The sequence below is a fragment of the Halalkalibacter hemicellulosilyticusJCM 9152 genome (assembly GCF_000513115.1).
Classification (GTDB): Bacteria; Bacillota; Bacilli; order Bacillales; family Bacillaceae_D; genus Halalkalibacter; species Halalkalibacter hemicellulosilyticus.
Genome location: NZ_BAUU01000003.1, coordinates 58,394 through 78,799, shown reverse-complemented (window position 1 = coordinate 78,799; position 20,406 = coordinate 58,394). Strand labels below are relative to the sequence as shown.

Genomic DNA, 20,406 nt, shown 5'->3' with positions numbered 1-20,406 from the left:
CTTAGTGCACCTTCTTCATGTACAGCATTGTCTCTTCTAAAATACGAAAAGCCGCTTCCTGTTTCGAAAGCAATGGAAATGGTTTCATTTCACCGTTTCTATGAATAATGGTAATTTGATTTGTATCACCTTTAAACCCAGACCCTACTTCACTTATATTATTAGCTACGATTAAATCTAAGTTCTTCTTTTCAAGTTTCTTCTTCGCATACTCAACTACCTTTTCTGATTCCGCAGCAAAACCAACGATTACTTGTGAAGGTGATTTCTTTGTAGAGATCGTTTGAAGAATATCAACGGTACGTTCCATTTCAATGGACCATTCATCTTGCTGTTTCTTTCTTTTTTGATCATATACGACTTTCGGAGTATAATCAGCCACTGCTGCTGCTTTAATAAGAATATCTGAATGTGTAAATGCCTCATCAACTGCATGATACATCTCCTCTGCCGACGTAATGGCAACGACTTTAACTCCAGAAGGATATTGTAAGGAGGTCGGGCCGGAAATGAGCGTTACTTCAGCTCCTAATTGTTTCGCAGCCTCAGCTATTGCATAACCCATTTTTCCTGAAGACTGATTAGTAAAGTAACGTACAGGGTCGATTTTTTCTTGTGTCGGCCCAGCAGTAATAACGACTTTCTTACCTTGTAGTAATTGTGAGCGATTGAAATGCTTATCTAATACATCAAGAATCACTTCAGGCTCTGCCATTCGTCCTTTTCCAACCCATCCACAGGCAAGATACCCTTCTTCTCCTTCAATAAATGAAAAACCATCTTGTCGTAATAAAGCCATATTACGCTGGACTGCCGGGTGTTCATACATGTGAACATTCATGGCCGGTGCAATATAAACCGCTGCCTTTGTTGCAAGGAGGCTTGTCGTCACGAAGTCATCAGCAATTCCTTGAGCGAGCTTAGCAATGATATTAGCTGTCGCAGGAGCGATTATGATCACATCTGCCCAATCGGCCACATCAATATGAGCTATTTTCTCAGGCTCTGGTTCAGTAAATGTATCAACATAAACAGGCCCACGTGATAATGCCTGAAAGGTTAAGGGCGTTACAAATTTTTGTGCAGACTCAGTCATCATCACTTTCACATTTGCACCTTTTTGTACGAGCTGACTCGTTAAGTTTGCAGCTTTATAAGATGCAATTCCTCCTGTAACTGCTAGTACGACATTCTTCCCCTTCATTTTTCGTTTCACTCCTTAAAAAATCTATCTTCTTATTACAACTTACTCGCAGCTTATGTGAAGCTTCTTTTTCTCTTAAATGAAAATGAGGTGTCTCAAAGGTTTGCAACCTTATGAGACACCTTCTAATCCCTTTAAATATGCTTACCGTATTCTTCTCTGATCGCTTCTATGCGTTCATAACGTAAGTGATCATGGACAATCTCTTCTAATGCCACACCTACCGGCTTATAAGATACGGGTCTTTCAACAAGGGGAGTACGCTTTTCATTTTCACGAATTTCTCTAGCACGTTTAGCTGATACGGTTACAAGTGTATATTTCGAATCCAATTTTTCAAGCAATGAATCAATCGATGGATATAACATTAATTTACCTCCACAAGTTCCTTATATTTTTCAATTAATCGTTCTCTTTTACAATGTTCCGCTATAACTATTGACTTAATACGTTCGACCGCAAGCTCCACTTGGTCATTTTCCACAACATAGTCATAGTTTTTCATCATATCAATTTCTTCTTTTGCAACATTCATCCGTTCATTAATGACATCTACTGTCTCCGTGCCACGACCGACAATACGATTTCGCAATTCCGCTAAACTCGGTGGCATGAGAAAGATGAAGACACCTTCTGGAAACCGCTCCTTCACCTTTAATGCTCCTTGTACTTCTATTTCTAAAATAATATCTTTACCATTGTTTAACGTTTCTTGAACGTAATCAATCGGTGTACCGTAAAAGTTACCGACATATTCTGCCCATTCAAGTAATCGATCTTGTGCAATCATTTCTTTAAATTCTTCTCTTGACTTAAAGAAATAGTTAATGCCATTCACTTCACCATCACGCGGTGCCCTCGTTGTGGCAGAAACGGAATATTGAATATCAGTTTCTTGTTCGCGCAAAGCTGAACATACTGTTCCTTTTCCAACACCAGCTGGACCAGACAATACAAGTAAAAGACCTTTCTCTTTTCTCATGAGTACCTCCTACATCTATGTAGCCCCTGTCCTACTTATTAAGACTCTTCAGAACCTTCTTCTTTTGTTGTTAATCGTTGTGCCACTGTTTCTGGTTGTACCGCACTTAGAATAACGTGATCACTATCCGCAATAATAACCGCACGAGTGCGTCGTCCATATGTAGCATCAATTAACATATTTCGGTCGCGCGCATCTTGAATGATTCGTTTGATTGGTGCCGACTCTGGACTCACGATCGAAATAATTCGATTTGCTGAAACAATATTTCCAAAGCCGATGTTAATTAATTTTATATTCATATAGACCCCCACTTTTGGAAAGGCTCTTTTCCCCTCCATTGTTATCCAAACTATTCTTACTATATACGAAATGGCTGAATATTTCTAGATTATTCTATATTTTGTACTTGTTCTTTCACCTTTTCTAGATGACCTTTCATCTCAACCACTTCTTGTCTAATAAAGGAATCACTCGCCTTTGAACCGATTGTATTCACTTCCCGATTCATTTCCTGAATTAAAAAATCCAACCTTCTCCCAATAGGTTCACTCAATTGACAATAACGATGAAATTGTTGAATATGCGTCTTTAAACGAACCATTTCCTCACTTATGTCAACTTTATCCGCTAACAACGCTACCTCCGTCAAAATACGTGACTCATCTATTTCATGACTGGCAACTAACGTATTGATTTGAGCGTGTAATCGATTTTTATATTCATCTAATAATCGAGGAAGCACTTCTGCAATACGATCACAATGATTAGTCACTTGCTCAATCTCGTGCTTAATATTAAGCAACAAAGCGTTTCCTTCCTGTTCCCTCATTGTCACTAATGATTGTAATGCTTGATCCACTCCTTCTAGAACATAGCGCTCAAATTCGTCAGTAAACGACTGCTCTTGATGAGCAATACGCACTAACGATTCATTCATGAGCAATCGATTAATATCTAATGGAAGCGAATTTTTTTCTTTTTTTCGAATCTCATGAAAGGTCGCTATATATTGATCAACTAATAATTCGTCTACTTTTAGTTCTTGACTTGCCCCTAACTCACCCTCTATTCGAACAAAAACCTCGACTTTTCCACGAATGATTAAACTCTTAACCCTTTTTGCAATTGCATCTTCAAGAGATGGTGCTGACTGAAACAGTCGTACCTGACAATCAAAAAAACGTTGATTGACCGACCTCGTTTCAATGACAATTTGGCATTCTCCGTATTCAACTCGAGCAGAACCGAATCCTGTCATACTTTTCATATGATCACATCCAATTGATATTCTAACGAAAACAACAACATTCAACAAGGCATTTAACGATATTCCTTCATTAGTATTACGATATGAAAGGTCCATTCACAAGAAACATGCTCGTAAATGGACCTAGATGTGTTCATTTAACTATATCGAAATGAAGGTCAATGTGCAATTTTCACCGTCATGAGCCTTTCATTAAACGAAACCCACCTAATACAACGGTCGGAATGGAAGCAGAACCAATTATTAACAACCATTCTCTTGCAGATAATGAGACCGTATGAAAAATAGTCTGTAATGGCGGATAATAGATGACAATCAGCATTAGCAGAACTGAAATGGCCACGGCAACTAGTAAGTATTTATTTTCAAATGGGTTACGATGATAAACCGAATATTCACTCCGACAATCAAAAACATGAATGAGTTGAGCCATAACAAGTGTTACAAATGCAACAGTCTGTGCTTTTATTAAATCAGCCGGGTCATTTTGGAGTGTCAGCCAAAATGCAGCTAGTGTAACAACACCAATCATAAAGCCACGACTAAGAATTTTCCACGTTAAACCACGAGCAAACACACCCTCGTTCGGTTTTCGTGGTGGCCTTTTCATGACATCTCCTTCTGCTTGGTCCATCCCTAATGCCATCGCAGGAAGCCCATCTGTAACTAAATTAATCCATAAAATCTGGATAGCTACTAAAGGTAACGGCATACCTAACATCATCGCAAATAACATCACTAATATTTCTCCAACATTCGATGCAAGCATATAACGAATAAATTTACGAATGTTCTCGTAAATATTACGCCCTTCTTTTATAGCGGCTTTTATTGTCGCAAAATTATCATCACTCAAAATAAGCGAGGATGCTTCTTTTGCAACATCTGTACCAGTTATCCCCATTGAAATACCAATATTAGCTGCTTTAATGGCTGGTGCATCATTTACTCCATCTCCGGTCATCGCAACAATATGTCCTCTCGCTTGCAGTGCCCGTACAATTTTAAGCTTATGTTCAGGTGAAACACGTGCATAAACGGCTATATCTTCTACATTAGCTTCGAGTTCAGAAACAGAGAGATGTGAAAGCTCTCTCCCAATAAGACTTCTACTATGACCCTTGTAAATCCCTAGCTTTTTTGCAATTGCAATGGCTGTTTCTTGATGATCACCTGTAATCATCACTGTTTTAATCCCGGCTTGATGACACTCCTTTATTGCACGCTCCACTTCTGGACGTGGAGGATCAATCATGCCCTGTATTCCGACTAATGTTAATCCACACTCAGCTTGTTGATCTACATCACACTTTTCGTTTTTTCCAAGGGGACGATACGCGATGGCTATCGTACGAAGTGCTTTTTGAGCCATTTGGACAATAACATTCTCTGCTTCTCTTTTTCGTTTGGATGTGAACGCTTCTTCCTGAGATCCGTAAATAACTTTTGTACATTGCTCAAAAATCACATCTGGAGCACCTTTCGTAATAACATATCGCCTTCCATTTTGATCCTTCACAATAACAGACATCATTTTTCTTGTCGAATCAAACGGAAATTCTTTAAGCCTTTGATAAGGAACTTGTAGTCCTTTATGACTATACCCTGCTTTTTGTGCAGTCACAATAAGGGCACCTTCTGTTGGATCACCATTTAACACATAATCGTCTACTTTCTTTCTCATCATACCTACTCTTCGTTCCCGCTTCATTATTGTGGCATTGTTACATAACATTCCATAACTCACTAACTGTTGTAGCTGCTGTTCCTTGTTGACATCTACAATTCTACCCTCATGCATAAATTTCCCTTTTGGTTCATACCCACCCCCATCAACATTCCAATAGTTGCCGCCACTCCATAGATCCGTAACCGTCATTTTGTTCTGGGTCAATGTTCCAGTTTTATCTGAACAAATGATCGACGCACAGCCGAGTGTTTCAACAGCAGGTAACTTTCGTACGATAGCCTTTTGTTTGATCATCCGTTGCACGCCTAACGCAAGAACAACCGTTACAATTGCTGGTAAACCCTCAGGTATCGCAGCAACCGCCAACGATACTCCTGACAGTATCATTGTATACACTTCATGCCCTTGCCAAACCCCTATCAAAACAACGAGCGCGGTGAGAAAGAGTGCGACGATAATTAATATTTTTCCGAGTTGCTCAAGCTTAAGCTGTAATGGGGTCATTAACGTTTCGGTTGATTGGAGTAAGTGAGCGATTTTTCCCATTTCTGTTTTCATACCTGTTGCAACGACTACTCCGACCGCACTTCCTTGAGTAATCAATGTACCCATAAATGCCATATTAGTCATTTCAGCTATTTCAACGTCTTGTTCGTTTATTAACTGTGCCTTTTTATCGACAGGCACAGATTCACCTGTCAGTGATGACTCCTCTATCTTTAACCCTGATGCCTCAATAATACGAATGTCTGCTCCAACACGATCTCCACTTGCGAGCTTCACAATATCACCTGGCACAACCAACCTAGAAGGGATTAGCTTCCACACTCCATCTCGTTTTACATACATTTGTGGAGCAGATAACTCCTTTAAAGCATCTAATGACTTCTCTGCCTTTCTCTCTTGTACAAAGCCTAAGATCCCATTTAATAGCACAATGATTAAAATCGTAATTGCATCAATAAATTCACCTAATAATGCTGAAATAATCGTTGCAACTAATAAAACAATCACCATAAAATCTTTAAATTGATTCGTAAACACCGATAGTGAAGAAGTCTTTTTCTCTTGCTTTAGTGTATTCGGACCTATTGCTTTTAGTCTTTTTTCTGCCTCTGCTTCACTCAGACCATGATTGATTGGTGAACGTACAAAACTTGCTAGCTCTTTTTCATTTAACGTATGCCATTCCACAATCTCTAGCTCATCTCCTTCTCCAGCACTTGGCTTATTTTCATTACGTATACAAGCCATTTTATTCAGTAGACAAGCAAAACATGCTATACTAAGGAAATGTACAATGTAAATGTGATCAATCTTTACTTGTTACAGAGAAAGGGTGAACAACATGTCATTCGATGGATTTATGACACGAGCTGTGACGCATGAATTAAGCTCACAATTAACCTCTGGTCGTATATCAAAAATACACCAACCATATAAAACAGAATTAGTTTTTACTATACGAGCGAACCGCAAAAATTATCAATTACTCATTTCTGTTAACGCTAGCTTCGCCCGTATTCATTTAACAAATGAAAAATACGATAACCCGGCAGAACCACCGATGTTTTGTATGCTATTGCGGAAGCATTTAGAAGGCGCTGTCGTTGAGCAAATTGAACAATTAGATATGGAGAGAGTGATTGTCTTTACCATTCGACATAAAGACGAGATTGGCGATGAGACACAAAAGAAGCTTTACATTGAAATAATGGGACGCCATAGTAATGTTAGTTTAGTTGATACGGAAACAGGGATGATTCTTGACAGTATTAAACATGTTGGTCTGTCACAAAGTAGCATTCGAACAGTCCTTCCGGGTCAGCTGTATACTAGGCCACCTGAACAAAATAAAGAAAATCCACTGATAATAGATGAAGAACGCTTATTACAATTATTAGATTTCAATTCCGGTAAGCTTGACAATCAGCTCGTTCACAAGCTTGCAGGACTCTCCCCACAGCTAGCTAAAGAAATTATTCATCTAGCAGGGCCAATGGTAAATAAGCATTCAATCATAGAAGCTTTTTCTTATATCATAGCCAAGCTCAAGTCTCATTCCTACGAGCCTGAAATGATTGTAACTGAAAAAGAAACGTTCTCGCTTATCCACCTCACACACTTGCAAGGAGACAGAAAACAATTTAAATCGATCAGTGAGCTTCTTGACCGTTTTTTCTATGGAAAAGCTGAACGAGATCGAGTGAAGCAACAGGCTCATGATTTAGAACGATTCATGAAAAACGAGTGGCAAAAAAACAAGAAAAAAATCAAAAAGCTTGAAAAAACGTTAATTCAAGCTGACCAAGCACAAGAATATCAAAAGCTTGGTGAGCTCATTACAGCCAATATTCACGCGATTACACGAGGAAGCAAGTCAATTGATGTGGTTGACTACTATGATGAATACGGGCGAACCATTACCATTCAACTTGACCCCAAAAAGACTGGAGCAGAAAATGCCCAAGCCTATTTTAAACGTTATAACAAAGCAAAGAACTCAGTCAAAGTCGTGCAAGAGCAAATAGAGAAAAGCAATGAAGAAATGGTTTATTTCGAACAGCTCATTCAGCAAATGGAGAGTGCATCGCCAAAAGATATTGAGGAAATAAGAGAAGAATTAATCGAAGAAGGCTATATTCGACGTAGACAACAATCGAAAAAGAAGAAGAAAGAAATAAAGCCTCAAATTGAAGCATATCGATCAACTTCTGGCATTAACTTCTATGTCGGCAAGAATAATAAGCAAAATGAATATGTGACGATGCGATTTTCACGTCAAGATGAAATTTGGTTACATACAAAAGATATTCCCGGATCACATGTTGTCATTCGAAGTACGGAGCCTGATGAACAAACATTACTTGAAGCCGCGACCGTTGCAGCCTATTTTAGTAAAGCTCGACAGTCAAGCTCCGTCCCAGTTGACTATACGAAAATCCGTCACGTCAAAAAACCTAACGGGGCAAAGCCCGGCTTTGTCATTTATGAACAACAAACGACCTTATTTGTTACACCAGACGAAGATCTCGTACGTTCATTGAGAAAATGAGATAGAATCTTTTCTTATAAGCGTTGTACGGAGCCGTTACAAAGGTTTTAAGTTATTCTGAAGTGGAGCTTCATTCAAAATAACGCATAAGTGAAATGGAGCGGAAGTCACTCGACTTCTGCGGGAAATAGAGGAAGGCCACTGAAAAAGTGAAAATCGCACTTTTTCAGTGGCCTTTAAGTAATGCGCGTAGCCGTTGCCCGATTTTGAAAGCCTTGAAATGAGTCTGTTTCTCATAGCAAGCCGCAACGAGCGAAGCCATTACTCTTCCTTGAGTTACTAGAAAAATTTTTTCAAGCTCGGCACCTCCTGCGCAAAGGAACGAACCTGTTGCATCTACATATTTCCGTAGAAATAATGCGGAAGAGGCTCAAAAAAATTTCACTAACTTTTCATTTCAGAGGAGGGGTTTGTCCCACCCTCTACAATGCTCATCCTTAGTTAACTAAACCTTCTATTATTGCTCCAGCCATTCAATTGATTGAGGATCGTTTCTCCATTTGCTTAATTTAGTAACATCGTCTTTGTGAATATACCCATTTTGACTAGCGACCTCAACCAATGTCGAATAATTAGTCAAAATATAAGTAGGAATGTTCGCATCCTTCATCGTCTCTACTGCTTTTTGGAATTCATATGTAAAGATTGCTACAACAGCTACAACCTCAGCACCAGCTTCCCTTAATGCTTCAGCCGCTTTTACGACACTGCCACCAGTAGAGATTAAATCTTCAACTAGAACAACCTTCTGCCCACGTTCTACCTTGCCCTCAATTTGATTTTGCTTTCCATGGCCTTTTGCACTGCCTCGTACGTAGGCCATTGGCAACTCTAGAGCATCTGCTAAAAGAGCAGCATGAGGAATACCTGCGGTGGCTGTACCCGCAATCACATCTGCCTTTTTAATGTGCTCGTTATATAATTCGACAAAGCCTTTAATAATATCTTTTCTAACAGAAGGATAAGAAAGGGTTAATCGATTATCACAATAAATAGGGGATTTAATGCCCGATGTCCATGTAAAAGGCTCATTCGGCTGCAAATGAACCGCTTCGATCGTTAATAAATGTTTGGCAATAATTTCCTTCATTTCAAGCCCTCCCATTGTTGCTTCATTGTTTTATATACTGAAAAAGGGTCGTCTGCGGTCGTAATGCTTCTACCGACAACAATTCCCCAGCTCCCAAGCTCTCTTGCTTTTTGTGGGGTAACGACTCGTTTTTGATCACCCTTTTCATCTTCAGCACGTCTAATACCTGGACAAACTGTATAAAAAGTTTCGCCGCACGCGTCATGAATGAACGGCACTTCTTGAGCTGAGCATACGACCCCATCTACACTACTCTTCTTAGCTAGTTGGGCATAGGATTGCACAACTTCGGTCAAAGGCTTTTCAATCAAAAGTTGCTTCTGCATCATATCTTCATCTGTACTCGTTAGCTGCGTGACAGCAATTAGAACTGGACGTTTTCTACCAGTAGGAGTCCCCGCTTCAAGCCCTTCAACAGCACCTTCCATCATTCTTTGACCACCTGCTGCATGTACATTTACGATATCTACATCAAGCGCAGCTAATTCCTTCATCGTCCTTTGAACGGTATTAGGAATATCATGCAGCTTTAAATCTAAGAAAATTCGATGCCCTGACTGTTTTAACTCTTCAATTACTTGCAGCCCTTCACGATAAAATAACTCCATTCCTACCTTAACAAATAAAGACTCACTATTGAAAGAACGTAGTAACTCTAATCGCTTTGCACGATTGTCTAGATCTAATGCAATAATAAATGGACGTGTCGTCGTCACTCTTTCCAACTCCCTCCGATTAATTCATGAATCTCATTTACTTCTAATTCATCTAATAATGATGGGAGTTCTTCAATAAGAGTCGGGCAAATATAAGGGTCTGTGAAATTTGCCGTCCCTATCGCTACAGCACTTGCACCAGCAAGCATAAACTCAACAACATCCTCTGCTGTTTGAATCCCACCCATACCAATAATCGGAATCGTTACAGCTTGACTCACTTGATGGATCATACGAATCGCTACTGGCTTAATGGCTGGACCAGACAGACCTCCATAAAGATTCGATAAAATAGGCTTCCGACGACGAATATCTATCCGACTCCCTAATAGTGTATTAATCATCGATAACCCGTCCGCACCAGCCTGCTCAACAGCACGAGCTATTTCAACAATATCTGCTACGTTTGGAGATAATTTCACATAAACAGGGACTTCAGACACTGCTTTTACTTCCTTCGTTAACTGTGCAGCCACTTCAGGAATCGTCCCAAAAGCGATTCCACCTTGCTTTACATTTGGGCAGGAAATGTTCAATTCGATCGCATGTACGTTAGGAGCTGTAGAAAGCCTCGCTGTTGTTGCTACATAATCATCAATTTCAGTCCCAGCAACATTGGCTACAATCGGAACATCATATCGTTCTAACCAAGGTAACTCATTAGCCATAACCCCCTCAATCCCAGGGTTTTGTAAACCGATGGCATTTAACATTCCAGCAGTCGTTTCTGCTACCCGTGGTGTCGCATTTCCAAATCGTGATTCAGCTGTAGTCGCTTTAATGGCAATCGCCCCTAATTCACTTAAATCGTAAAATGAGGCATATTCCTTTCCGAAGCCAAAGCAGCCAGAAGCAGGCATAATTGGATTTTTCAGTGATAACCCTGGTAATTCCACCTTTAATCGACTCATAATACAACCTCCCCTACTGAAAAGACAGGGCCATCAGTACAAACTTTTCGATAGCTCGTCCCAGATTCATCACCTACGACGTGACAAACACAAGCAAAGCAAGCACCGACTCCACAGCCCATTCGTTCTTCAAGAGAGATATAGAGCTTTTGATCTGCATAACAATCAGATAATGCCTTTAACATCGGAGTCGGTCCACAGGAATACATATAGTCAAACTGTACCTCTTCAGCTTGTAAAACATCTGTGACAAAGCCTTCTGTCCCATACGTACCATCAGCCGTTGCCACATACGTATTTCCTAATTGGCTAAATTCCTCTTCATAGAAAACATCACCTTTTGATTGAAAGCCGAGAATGTGAACGACATTCACACCCTTTTTCTTTAGTTGCTTAGATAAATAATAGAGAGGAGGGACTCCTATTCCACCTCCAACGAGGACAGCCGTTTCATTAGGCTTGATGTCCTCAATTGGAAAACCGTGACCTAATGGTCCTAAAATATCAAGCGAATCACCTGCTTTTTTTCTGACAATCGTTTCGTTCCACTTCCTTCTACGCGATAGAGCATCTTGACCGTTTCTGCATCCAAGTCAACATCACAAATACTGATTGGGCGTCTTAAAAGTAGGTCATCACTATTGCTTACTCGCAAGTGGAGAAATTGCCCCGGTGTTGTCATTTCATTTACAAGCGAACCGCTACAGACCAATTCATATACATTAGATGTTAACGGTCGTTGCGATTGAACTGTTACAAGTTCTTTCTTCATCATAAGTCCCCCCACTCCTTTTCTAAAGCTTTAACTCTGGCATATGCTCCGAAGAAAACGTGATCGATTCAAGTACTCTTAACAATGCTTCTGCAGTATCCATTGATGTCAAACATACGACACCATTCTCGACTGCTTCACGTCGAATGCGGAAGCCATCTCGAGCTGGCTGCTTTCCTCTCGTTAATGTATTAATCACAAATTGTGCTTGTCCTTGTTGAATCACATCTAATAAATGTGGTTTTTCCTCACCAATCTTATTCACTACTGTGACAGGAATATGTGCTTCCTGAATAAATTGTGCTGTACCAGCCGTTGCCATAATATCAAATCCTAATCCATGGAAACGCTCTACAAGCTCTAAAGCTTCTTCTTTGTCTTTATCCGCTACTGTAAACAGAACAGAGCCGTGAGTCGGAATTTGCATACCAGAAGCAACTAAGCCTTTATACAAAGCCTTCTCTAGCGTATGATCTCTCCCCATAACTTCTCCAGTCGATTTCATTTCTGGACCAAGTGTAATATCAACTCTTCTTAGCTTCGCAAATGAAAAGACTGGCACCTTTACCGATACTTCTTTTGCCTCTTCCTGATATCCCGTCTCATAACCAAGCTCAGGTAACGTCTTACCAAGCATTGCTTTTGTAGCAATATTCGCCATTGGCACTCCGGTAATTTTACTCAAAAATGGAACCGTACGGCTTGAACGTGGATTAACTTCAAGTACGTATACTTCATCTTGATGCCAAACAAATTGAATATTTAACAAACCGATGATCTTTAACCCTCTTGCAATAGAGATGGTTCGGTCAATTAATTTTTGTTTTAAATGCTCAGGAACGGTTTGTGGTGGATAAACAGCAATTGAATCTCCTGAGTGTACCCCTGCACGCTCAATATGCTCCATAATCCCTGGAATAAAGACATTTTCTCCATCTGAAATGGCATCTACTTCAAGCTCTTTCCCTGTTAAGTAACGATCGACAAGAACCGGGTGCTTCGGATTAACATTAACAGCATTTGTCATGTAATTTAATAGCTCTTCTTCTTTATAAACAATTTCCATAGCACGTCCACCTAAAACATATGAAGGGCGAACAAGAACAGGATAGCCAATGTCACTCGCAATTTCAACTGCCCCTTCAACCGAAGTTGCTGTTCGACCAAGTGGTTGCGGTATATCAAGCGATAATAATGTTTGTTCGAATTTATCACGATCCTCAGCACGATCCATACTTTCTAATGATGTCCCGATAATTGGTACACCACGCTCTTCTAAATCAGCGGCTAAGTTAATCGCCGTTTGACCACCAAATTGAACAATAACACCTTCAGGCTTTTCCTGTTCATAGACATGCATTACATCTTCAACCGTCAATGGCTCAAAATATAATTTATCTGAAGTACTAAAATCTGTTGATACCGTTTCAGGGTTATTATTCATAATAATCGCTTCATATCCTGCTTCTTTTATCGCCCAAACGGTATGAACAGTTGCATAATCAAATTCAATCCCTTGTCCAATACGAATCGGTCCTGACCCTAATACGAGAATACTCTTTTTATCTGTACGCACAGATTCATTTTCTTCTTCATAGGTTCCATAAAAATAAGGAGTGGCAGATTCAAATTCCGCAGCGCACGTATCGACCATTTTATAAACAGGGACAATCTTGTTCTTCTGACGGAAATTATACACGTCTTTTTCCTCTTGATCCCATAGACGAGCAATCGCTATATCAGAGAAGCCTCTTTCTTTCGCAAGCTTTAATACGTCAACATCATTTTTTGAATCTTTTAGCTTTATTTCAAGCTGAATCATTCGATGAAGCTTTTGCATAAAGAAGCGATCAATTTGGGTCAAATCACAAAGCGTTTGGACCGTTTCACCTCTTCTTAATAGCTCCGCTAAAATAAATAACCGTTCATCGTCCGCTTTAGGAATGCGTTCCAATAATTCTTGAGAGGCAATCGTTGTAATTTTTTTATCAAACAAATGATCATAACCTGCTTCTAACGAACGCACAGCCTTGAGTAAAGACTCTTCTAAGTTACGACCAATGGCCATTACTTCTCCAGTTGCTTTCATTTGTGTTCCTAATGAACGATTAGCTGAATCGAATTTATCAAATGGCCAGCGCGGAATTTTCGATACAACATAATCAAGTGCAGGCTCAAAGCTTGCATACGTTTTTCCTGTAATAGGATTCATTAATTCATCCAGGCTATAACCTACAGCTATTTTCGCTGCCATCTTCGCAATTGGATAGCCAGTTGCTTTTGATGCTAGTGCTGATGAACGGCTGACCCTGGGGTTTACTTCAATAATATAATATTGGTCACTATGTGCGTCATGAGCGAATTGAACATTACATCCACCTTCAATGCCAAGTGCACGAATAATTGTTAATGATGCATTACGTAAACGCTGGTAATCACGATCCGTTAACGTTTGACTCGGTGCGACAACAATCGAGTCTCCCGTATGAACACCTACTGGATCGATATTTTCCATATTACATACAACAATGGCATTGTCGCTAGCATCACGCATCACTTCATATTCAACTTCTTTAAATCCAGCAATACTTTTTTCAACTAAACATTGTGTAACAGGACTATATTTCAATCCACTTGAAACAATTTCTTTGAATTCTTTCTCGTCATGTGCAATTCCACCGCCCGTTCCACCTAACGTATAAGCCGGACGAATAATAACTGGATAACCAACCTCTTCAACGAACGCAAAGGCTTCATCGAGGTTATGAACAATTTCACTTTCTGGAACTGGCTGATTTAATTCATGCATTAAACTTCTAAATAAGTCTCGATCCTCAGCTTGCTTAATTGCTTCAAGGTCTGTTCCAAGTAATTCGATTTGATAACGTTCTAGAATACCTGATTCTTCTAACTCCATAGCCATATTTAAGCCTGTTTGTCCACCTAATGTAGCAACGATACCATCTGGTCGCTCTTTACGTATGATTTTACTGACAAATTCTAGCGTAATTGGCTCAATGTAAACACGATCAGCCATCGTTGTATCAGTCATAATCGTTGCTGGGTTTGAATTAATAAGAACGACTTCATACCCTTCTTCTTTCAATGCTTGACAAGCTTGTGTACCTGCATAATCAAACTCTGCAGCTTGTCCAATGACAATTGGACCTGAACCAATGACAAGTATCTTTTGAATATCTTTACGTTTTCCCATTTTTGTCCTCTCCCCTACTAGACGTGTACCGAACGTTTCTTAGCTGTTTCCATCATTGAAATAAATTGATCGAATAAGTCATTTGCATCATGTGGTCCTGGTGAAGCTTCTGGATGATATTGCACACTAAATGCCGGTGCATTTTTCACTCTAATTCCCTCTACAGTCCCGTCATTTACTGCTACATGAGTTAACTGTAATGATGTTCCTTCTAATGAATCCACATCTACTGTAAAACCATGATTTTGAGCAGTAATGGCAATTTTTCCTGTTTCTAAATCTCGAACTGGGTGGTTCGATCCTCTATGTCCAAATCGTAATTTGCTTGTTGTAGCACCACCTGCGAGTGCCAAGAGTTGATGACCTAAACAAATCCCAAAAATCGGTACGTTTCCAATTAACTCTTTAATCATTTCTATCGCCTCTGGCACATCGATCGGATTTCCTGGACCATTACTTAGCATCACACCATCTGCACCTAAACGAATGATTTCTTCTGCTGTTGTGTTATACGGTACGACTACGACATCACATTGACGAGCGATCAGCTCTTGCAAAATACCATGCTTCATTCCAAAATCAACTAATACAACACGGTTTCCTCTACCTGGGGCATGATATGGATCTTTTGTAGAAACTCGTTCAACTTGATCATGCGGGAAGTCAGCAGCCTTTAGTTCATTGATAACAGATGCTACATCCACTTCCATTGAACAAATTCTTCCTTTTAGCGTTCCGTGCTCTCTTATCAAACGTGTTAACTTACGCGTATCAATCCCGGCTAGTCCCGGAATATCCTTTGCAGTTAATAATTCATGCAAAGGCTCTTCTTCATGGCAATGACTTGGCTCAGGCTCATATTCCTTCACAATTAATCCGTTAATGGAAGGCGTAATCGATTCAAAATCATCACGATTAATGCCATAATTTCCGATAAGAGGATACGTCATCGTCACAATTTGTGCGCAATAAGACGGATCAGATAAAATCTCTTGATACCCTGTCATTCCTGTATTAAATACAACTTCTCCACTTAATTCTTTCAACGCTCCAAAGCCTTCACCTACAAACACAGATCCATCTTCCAAAATCAATTGACGTTTCATGAGGTCACCTTTCCTTTCGTAAATACAAGTTGTCCACCTACAAATGTATACTCAGGCCATCCTGTACATGTCCAGCCTATAAACGGTGTGTTTTTTCCTTTTGATAAAAAATTCTTCGCACTAATTTCTTTTTCGGTTTCAAGGTCAATAACGGTCATATCAGCAAGTGAGCCTTCTTTTAACGTCCCGAATGGTAAATGGAACGTTTCAGCTGGTTTAATCGTTAACCAATCAACTAATTGCTTCAAAGAAATCTTTCCTGTTTGGACAAAGTTTGTAAACAAAAGCGGAAATGCTGTTTCTAAACCAACAATACCAAACGGAGCTTTTTCGATTCCTTGCGCTTTCTCTTCGGCTGAATGTGGTGCATGATCTGTCGCGATAAAATCAATCGTTCCATCTAGTAATCCTTCCCACAACGCTTCACGATCTTCTTTTCCCCGAAGCGGCGGATTCATTTTATAGTTAGGGTCCACTCCTTCAATATCCTCATCACAAAGTAATAGATGGTGCGGAGTCACTTCAGCAGTCACACGAATTCCAGCTTTTTTAGCATCACGAACAACTCGAACCGACTCCTTCGTGCTAATATGACATACGTGATAATGAGCACCTGCTGCTTCAGCTAACAGGACATCTCGGGCAATATGTACAGATTCACAAACAGAGGGAATTCCTTTTAACCCTTTTTCCTTTGAATAAATCCCTTCATGTACAGCTCCACCATGAATTAACGTGTTTTCTTCACAATGGGCAACAACAGCCATATTTAATTCTGCTGCTTTTTGCATCGCTTGAAGCATCATATCAGCAGATTGAACACCTACTCCATCATCTGTAAACGCAAACGCCCCTGATTCTTTTAAAGCAGCAAAATCCGTTAATTCCCTACCAAGCTGTCTTGTTGTAATGGCGGCATATGGCAACACACGAACAATAGCCGTTTCCTCAATTCGATTTTGTAGCCATTCCAGCTGCTCCTTTGTATCAGGTACTGGACGAGTATTGGGCATAGGACAAATCGTTGTAAACCCACCCGCTGCTGCTGCATGTGTGCCTGTTTCTATCGTTTCTTTATGCTCTCCACCAGGTTCTCGTAAATGCACATGGACATCGACAAAGCCTGGTGCAACTAATTTTCCAGCTATATCTAGCTCTTTTTCAATGTGTTCATTTGTCTGAAATTGAATGCGACCATCAATTAAATAAATATCTTTTTGAACTAATTCCCCATCTTGTAACATGAATCCACCTATTAATTTCGTATTCATCTCGTTTTCCCCCTACAATGATTGGTTTAGAATCGCACGTTTCATAACAGCTTTTCGAACAGCAACTCCATTCTTCATTTGTTTAAAAATTCGGGAATGCTTGCCCTCTACTAATTCATCTGCTAGTTCAACACCACGGTTTACAGGTCCTGGATGAAGAATAATTGCATGTTGCTTTAAATGACTCTCACGAGCTAATGACAACCCATATTGACGATGATACTCCTCTTTCGAATAAGACATCGATTGATCATGACGCTCGTGCTGAATTCTTAGAAGCATTACAACATCTGCTTGTGGTAGATACGTATCAAAGTCGACATGCTCATATAAATGAGTATAGCCCTCCATCCAATCAATCGGCCCAGCCACTTTCACATTTGCTCCTAAGCGAGTGAGCGCAGCAGCATTAGAACGAGCCACTCGACTATGTCGTAAATCACCTGTTATAACAATATTTAAGCCTGCGAATGTTCCAAATTCTTGCTGGATTGTTAGCATGTCAAGTAATGACTGTGTTGGGTGATGTCCACTACCATCACCTCCATTTACAATCGGAATGGATAAATGGTCTTTAATTTGTTCGTAATATTCATTTTCTGGATGACGAATGACTAAGACATTAGCACCAATTGACTCAAAAGTTTTCACCGTATCTAACAAAGACTCTCCCTTTTGAACGCTTGATGACTCTTCACTAAAGGATAAGACATGCAACCCGAGAAGTTTTTGTGCAACTTCAAAGCTATAACGCGTTCGCGTACTAGGCTCAAAGAATAAATTCGCAACGACAGCTTGTTGATTCGCTGTCCACTCATAACCTGTAGCAAATTGTTCAGCTTCTCCTAGCAGTTGTAAAATTTCCGTTGTAGACATGTTATCTAACGTTAAAAGGTCTCCTCTTTGTTGCAACTCCATTGCAGTCATCATACTCATCATCCCCTTTTTAAAATTCTTACCTAGTGTTCAAGCTTTTCCGTAAAAAAATACCCTGAGAGTGAGCTTCTCAGGGTATTAGAAATGAAAGAGGGAGTCCCCTCTTCAAAACAACCCCTTTTGAAGTCTCTCTGTACTTCTTTTAAAAGGATCTTCTATTCATCTGTCTCAAACATCGATTTCTTTCCATAGCTAACTTCTTTATTTGGTAATACTTGATGCAGGATAATACCAATAATTGCTGCTAAAGCCATACCTGGAATTTCGATATGTTCATTTACTTGAATGACAGCTCCACCAATTCCGACAACTAGTATAATGGAAGAAATAATTAAGTTGCGCTTCTCTCCAATATTAATCTTATTATCAATTAACATTCTTAAACCAGAAGATGCAATGACACCAAACAATAAGATCGATACGCCCCCCATAACTGCTGTTGGAATCGATTCAATAAACGCCGCAAACGTACCAATAAACGATAGGAAAATAGCAATGACTGCAGCACCTGCAATGACAAACACACTAAACACTCTCGTAATCGCTAGAACCCCAATGTTCTCACCGTAAGTTGTATTAGGTGGACCACCAATTAACGAAGCAATAATAGTTGCTACTCCATCCCCTAATAATGAGCGGTGTAAACCTGGCTTCTTAATAAAGTTTCGACCGACGACCTTACTAAGTACCATCTGATCTCCAATATGCTCAGAAATCGTTACGACAGCAATCGGAACCATAATGAACAAGATCGTCCAACTTAAACTAGGTGTATACGTGACAAACGGAACGAGCAGCTCAGGTGCAGAAATGAAATCTGCCTTTCTAACAGGAGTAAAATCAACAATTCCTACAATCAATGATGTGATATACCCGCCAACAATCCCGAACAAAATAGGTACTAAACTAAAGAATCCTTTGAAGAAAATCGACGCTAGAACGGTTATCCCAAGAGAAACAAGTGCTACAAATAAGAATGTTCCATTATATTCACCGGTTCCTTGGTCATTCATCGCCATATCAACGGCAACACCTGCTAGCCTAATCCAATGACCATAATGACTGGTCCAACAACTATTGGAGGTAGTATATTCATAATCCATTTTACTCCAATGGCTTTAATGACTAATGCAACAATCCCGTATACGATCCCAGCAAAAAAGCTCCCAACCATTGCCCCTTCTGGACCACCAATTGCCGTAGCTGAAATGATCGGTGCAATAAAAGCGAAGGATGATCCTAAGTAAGCAGGAACTTGGCCTCTAGTTATGAGTAAATACGCAATTGTTCCAAGACCACTTGAAAGCAATGCGACTGATGGACTTAGATCGACTAAAAATGGAACTAAAATCGTCGCTCCAAACATGGCAAATAAATGTTGGATACTTAATACGATCCATTTATCTAACCTTGGTTTCTCCTGAATTCCAATTTCATGATTTGATGCCATTGTCTATCCCCCTACTGTCTCTTCTCTGCAATCACTATTTTATTTATGATCAATCGTCACTTCATCTACATCATCAATTTCGTTTAATTTTGCTGCGATGATTTCACTTTTCGACGTTGGTACATTCTTTCCAACATAATCTGGCCGAATCGGTAATTCCCGGTGACCACGGTCAATTAAAACGGCCAATTGGATTTGTGCAGGCCTTCCTAAATCAACTAATGCATCGAGAGCTGCACGAACAGTTCTACCCGTATATAGAACATCATCAATTAGAATTACTTTTCGATTACTAATATCAACATTTATGTTCGTGCCTTGTAAAATCGGCTCTTCTGTAGGCGATTTCTTTGTTAAATCATCACGATATAGTGTAATATCAACTTCACCAACCGGAACCGAAACACCTTCGATTTGTTCAATTCTCTCAGCTAGACGGTTCGCGATATAAATCCCCCTCGTTTTAATGCCAATTAAGACACAATTTTCGACACCTTTGTTACGTTCAATGATCTCATGTGCGATTCGAGTGATGGCTCTTCTAATTGCCTGTTCATCTAAAATGATACGTGACATATTGGCCTCCTTTTATATACATACAAAAAACTCTCATACCGCATATAGGCATGAGAGGGCTTTGCAAACATACGTAGGCAAATTAAGCATAGTATAATACCTACCGTTTGTTTCCGACTTCCTTCTCAGCCTCACGGGACTGATGTTAAAGGACTTATTTAAT

The 20,406-nt window shown here is 39.8% G+C and carries 15 protein-coding genes and 2 pseudogenes; 1 reads left to right on the top strand and 16 read right to left on the bottom strand.

Translation table 11 applies throughout. The annotated features are described in order from the left end of the window. Position 1 precedes the first annotated feature (1 nt). The 6 genes from coaBC to JCM9152_RS02425 form a co-directional block, all read right to left on the bottom strand. Entirely contained in the window at positions 2-1,204 is a 1,203-nt protein-coding gene (gene coaBC, locus JCM9152_RS02450; protein WP_035340493.1) for a bifunctional phosphopantothenoylcysteine decarboxylase/phosphopantothenate--cysteine ligase CoaBC, read from the bottom strand. A gap of 134 nt (positions 1,205-1,338) precedes the next feature. Then, positions 1,339-1,572, bottom strand: a complete 234-nt coding sequence (rpoZ, locus tag JCM9152_RS02445; RefSeq protein WP_035340491.1) for a DNA-directed RNA polymerase subunit omega — start codon at positions 1,570-1,572, stop codon at positions 1,339-1,341. Beyond that, positions 1,572-2,186: a guanylate kinase gene (gene gmk / locus JCM9152_RS02440; RefSeq protein WP_035340489.1), complete on the bottom strand. Its 615-nt coding sequence runs from the start codon at positions 2,184-2,186 to the stop codon at positions 1,572-1,574. Before gmk ends, rpoZ begins: the two co-directional genes overlap by 1 nt. 38 nt (positions 2,187-2,224) lie before the next feature. Next, positions 2,225-2,488, bottom strand: a complete 264-nt coding sequence (gene remA / locus JCM9152_RS02435) for an extracellular matrix/biofilm regulator RemA (protein WP_035340487.1) — start codon at positions 2,486-2,488, stop codon at positions 2,225-2,227. Positions 2,489-2,577: 89 nt separating this feature from the next. Next, positions 2,578-3,456, bottom strand: a complete 879-nt coding sequence (locus JCM9152_RS02430; protein WP_035340485.1) for a YicC/YloC family endoribonuclease — start codon at positions 3,454-3,456, stop codon at positions 2,578-2,580. Between the two features lie 178 nt (positions 3,457-3,634). Next, positions 3,635-6,340 (bottom strand): calcium-translocating P-type ATPase, SERCA-type, encoded by a 2,706-nt coding sequence (locus JCM9152_RS02425; RefSeq protein ID WP_035340727.1) that lies wholly within the window; start codon positions 6,338-6,340, stop codon positions 3,635-3,637. A gap of 154 nt (positions 6,341-6,494) precedes the next feature. On the opposite strand from JCM9152_RS02425, the gene JCM9152_RS02420 reads away from it, so the two are divergent. Beyond that, positions 6,495-8,201, top strand: coding sequence for an Rqc2 family fibronectin-binding protein (locus JCM9152_RS02420; RefSeq protein ID WP_035340482.1), 1,707 nt, complete (start codon positions 6,495-6,497; stop codon positions 8,199-8,201). A gap of 457 nt (positions 8,202-8,658) precedes the next feature. Here JCM9152_RS02420 and pyrE read toward each other — a convergent pair whose 3' ends face one another. From pyrE to pyrR, 10 genes and pseudogenes are all read right to left on the bottom strand, one after another. Continuing rightward, positions 8,659-9,291, bottom strand: a complete 633-nt coding sequence (gene pyrE / locus JCM9152_RS02415) for an orotate phosphoribosyltransferase (RefSeq protein ID WP_035340481.1) — start codon at positions 9,289-9,291, stop codon at positions 8,659-8,661. Next, a complete protein-coding gene (pyrF, locus tag JCM9152_RS02410) occupies positions 9,288-10,007 on the bottom strand; it encodes an orotidine-5'-phosphate decarboxylase (protein WP_035340479.1) in 720 nt (239 codons plus the stop codon). The genes pyrE and pyrF overlap by 4 nt, the downstream gene beginning before the upstream one ends. Then, positions 10,004-10,918, bottom strand: coding sequence for a dihydroorotate dehydrogenase (locus tag JCM9152_RS02405; protein WP_035340477.1), 915 nt, complete (start codon positions 10,916-10,918; stop codon positions 10,004-10,006). The genes pyrF and JCM9152_RS02405 overlap by 4 nt, the downstream gene beginning before the upstream one ends. Continuing rightward, a pseudogene (locus JCM9152_RS02400) lies at positions 10,915-11,693 on the bottom strand (dihydroorotate dehydrogenase electron transfer subunit). The gene JCM9152_RS02405 and the pseudogene JCM9152_RS02400 overlap by 4 nt, the downstream one beginning before the upstream one ends. Before the next feature lie 19 nt (positions 11,694-11,712). Further along, a complete protein-coding gene (gene carB, locus JCM9152_RS02395) occupies positions 11,713-14,904 on the bottom strand; it encodes a carbamoyl-phosphate synthase large subunit (protein WP_035340475.1) in 3,192 nt (1,063 codons plus the stop codon). A gap of 17 nt (positions 14,905-14,921) precedes the next feature. Beyond that, complete coding sequence (locus tag JCM9152_RS02390; RefSeq protein ID WP_035340473.1) at positions 14,922-16,010, bottom strand: carbamoyl phosphate synthase small subunit; 1,089 nt, start codon at positions 16,008-16,010, stop codon at positions 14,922-14,924. Continuing rightward, positions 16,007-17,281, bottom strand: a complete 1,275-nt coding sequence (gene pyrC / locus JCM9152_RS02385) for a dihydroorotase (protein ID WP_035340471.1) — start codon at positions 17,279-17,281, stop codon at positions 16,007-16,009. The genes JCM9152_RS02390 and pyrC overlap by 4 nt, the downstream gene beginning before the upstream one ends. Before the next feature lie 12 nt (positions 17,282-17,293). Next, positions 17,294-18,211 (bottom strand): aspartate carbamoyltransferase catalytic subunit, encoded by a 918-nt coding sequence (locus JCM9152_RS02380; RefSeq protein WP_081727863.1) that lies wholly within the window; start codon positions 18,209-18,211, stop codon positions 17,294-17,296. 161 nt (positions 18,212-18,372) lie between these two features. Next, positions 18,373-19,667, bottom strand: a pseudogene (locus JCM9152_RS02375) (solute carrier family 23 protein). A gap of 39 nt (positions 19,668-19,706) precedes the next feature. Then, positions 19,707-20,243, bottom strand: coding sequence for a bifunctional pyr operon transcriptional regulator/uracil phosphoribosyltransferase PyrR (pyrR, locus tag JCM9152_RS02370; protein WP_035340469.1), 537 nt, complete (start codon positions 20,241-20,243; stop codon positions 19,707-19,709). Between the last annotated feature and the right edge of the window lie 163 nt (positions 20,244-20,406).

Bases quoted from the DNA above. Each gene is read 5' to 3' on its own strand.
- coaBC (WP_035340493.1), bottom strand. From the start codon at position 1,204: ATGAAGGGGAAGAATGTCGTACTAGCAGTTACAGGAGGAATTGCATCT.
- rpoZ (WP_035340491.1), bottom strand. From the start codon at position 1,572: ATGTTATATCCATCGATTGATTCATTGCTTGAAAAATTGGATTCGAAA.
- gmk (WP_035340489.1), bottom strand. From the start codon at position 2,186: ATGAGAAAAGAGAAAGGTCTTTTACTTGTATTGTCTGGTCCAGCTGGT.
- remA (WP_035340487.1), bottom strand. From the start codon at position 2,488: ATGAATATAAAATTAATTAACATCGGCTTTGGAAATATTGTTTCAGCA.
- JCM9152_RS02430 (WP_035340485.1), bottom strand. From the start codon at position 3,456: ATGAAAAGTATGACAGGATTCGGTTCTGCTCGAGTTGAATACGGAGAA.
- JCM9152_RS02420 (WP_035340482.1), top strand. From the start codon at position 6,495: ATGTCATTCGATGGATTTATGACACGAGCTGTGACGCATGAATTAAGC.
- pyrE (WP_035340481.1), bottom strand. From the start codon at position 9,291: ATGAAGGAAATTATTGCCAAACATTTATTAACGATCGAAGCGGTTCAT.
- JCM9152_RS02405 (WP_035340477.1), bottom strand. From the start codon at position 10,918: ATGAGTCGATTAAAGGTGGAATTACCAGGGTTATCACTGAAAAATCCA.
- carB (WP_035340475.1), bottom strand. From the start codon at position 14,904: ATGGGAAAACGTAAAGATATTCAAAAGATACTTGTCATTGGTTCAGGT.
- JCM9152_RS02390 (WP_035340473.1), bottom strand. From the start codon at position 16,010: ATGAAACGTCAATTGATTTTGGAAGATGGATCTGTGTTTGTAGGTGAA.
- pyrC (WP_035340471.1), bottom strand. From the start codon at position 17,281: ATGAATACGAAATTAATAGGTGGATTCATGTTACAAGATGGGGAATTA.
- JCM9152_RS02380 (WP_081727863.1), bottom strand. From the start codon at position 18,211: ATGATGACTGCAATGGAGTTGCAACAAAGAGGAGACCTTTTAACGTTA.
- pyrR (WP_035340469.1), bottom strand. From the start codon at position 20,243: ATGTCACGTATCATTTTAGATGAACAGGCAATTAGAAGAGCCATCACT.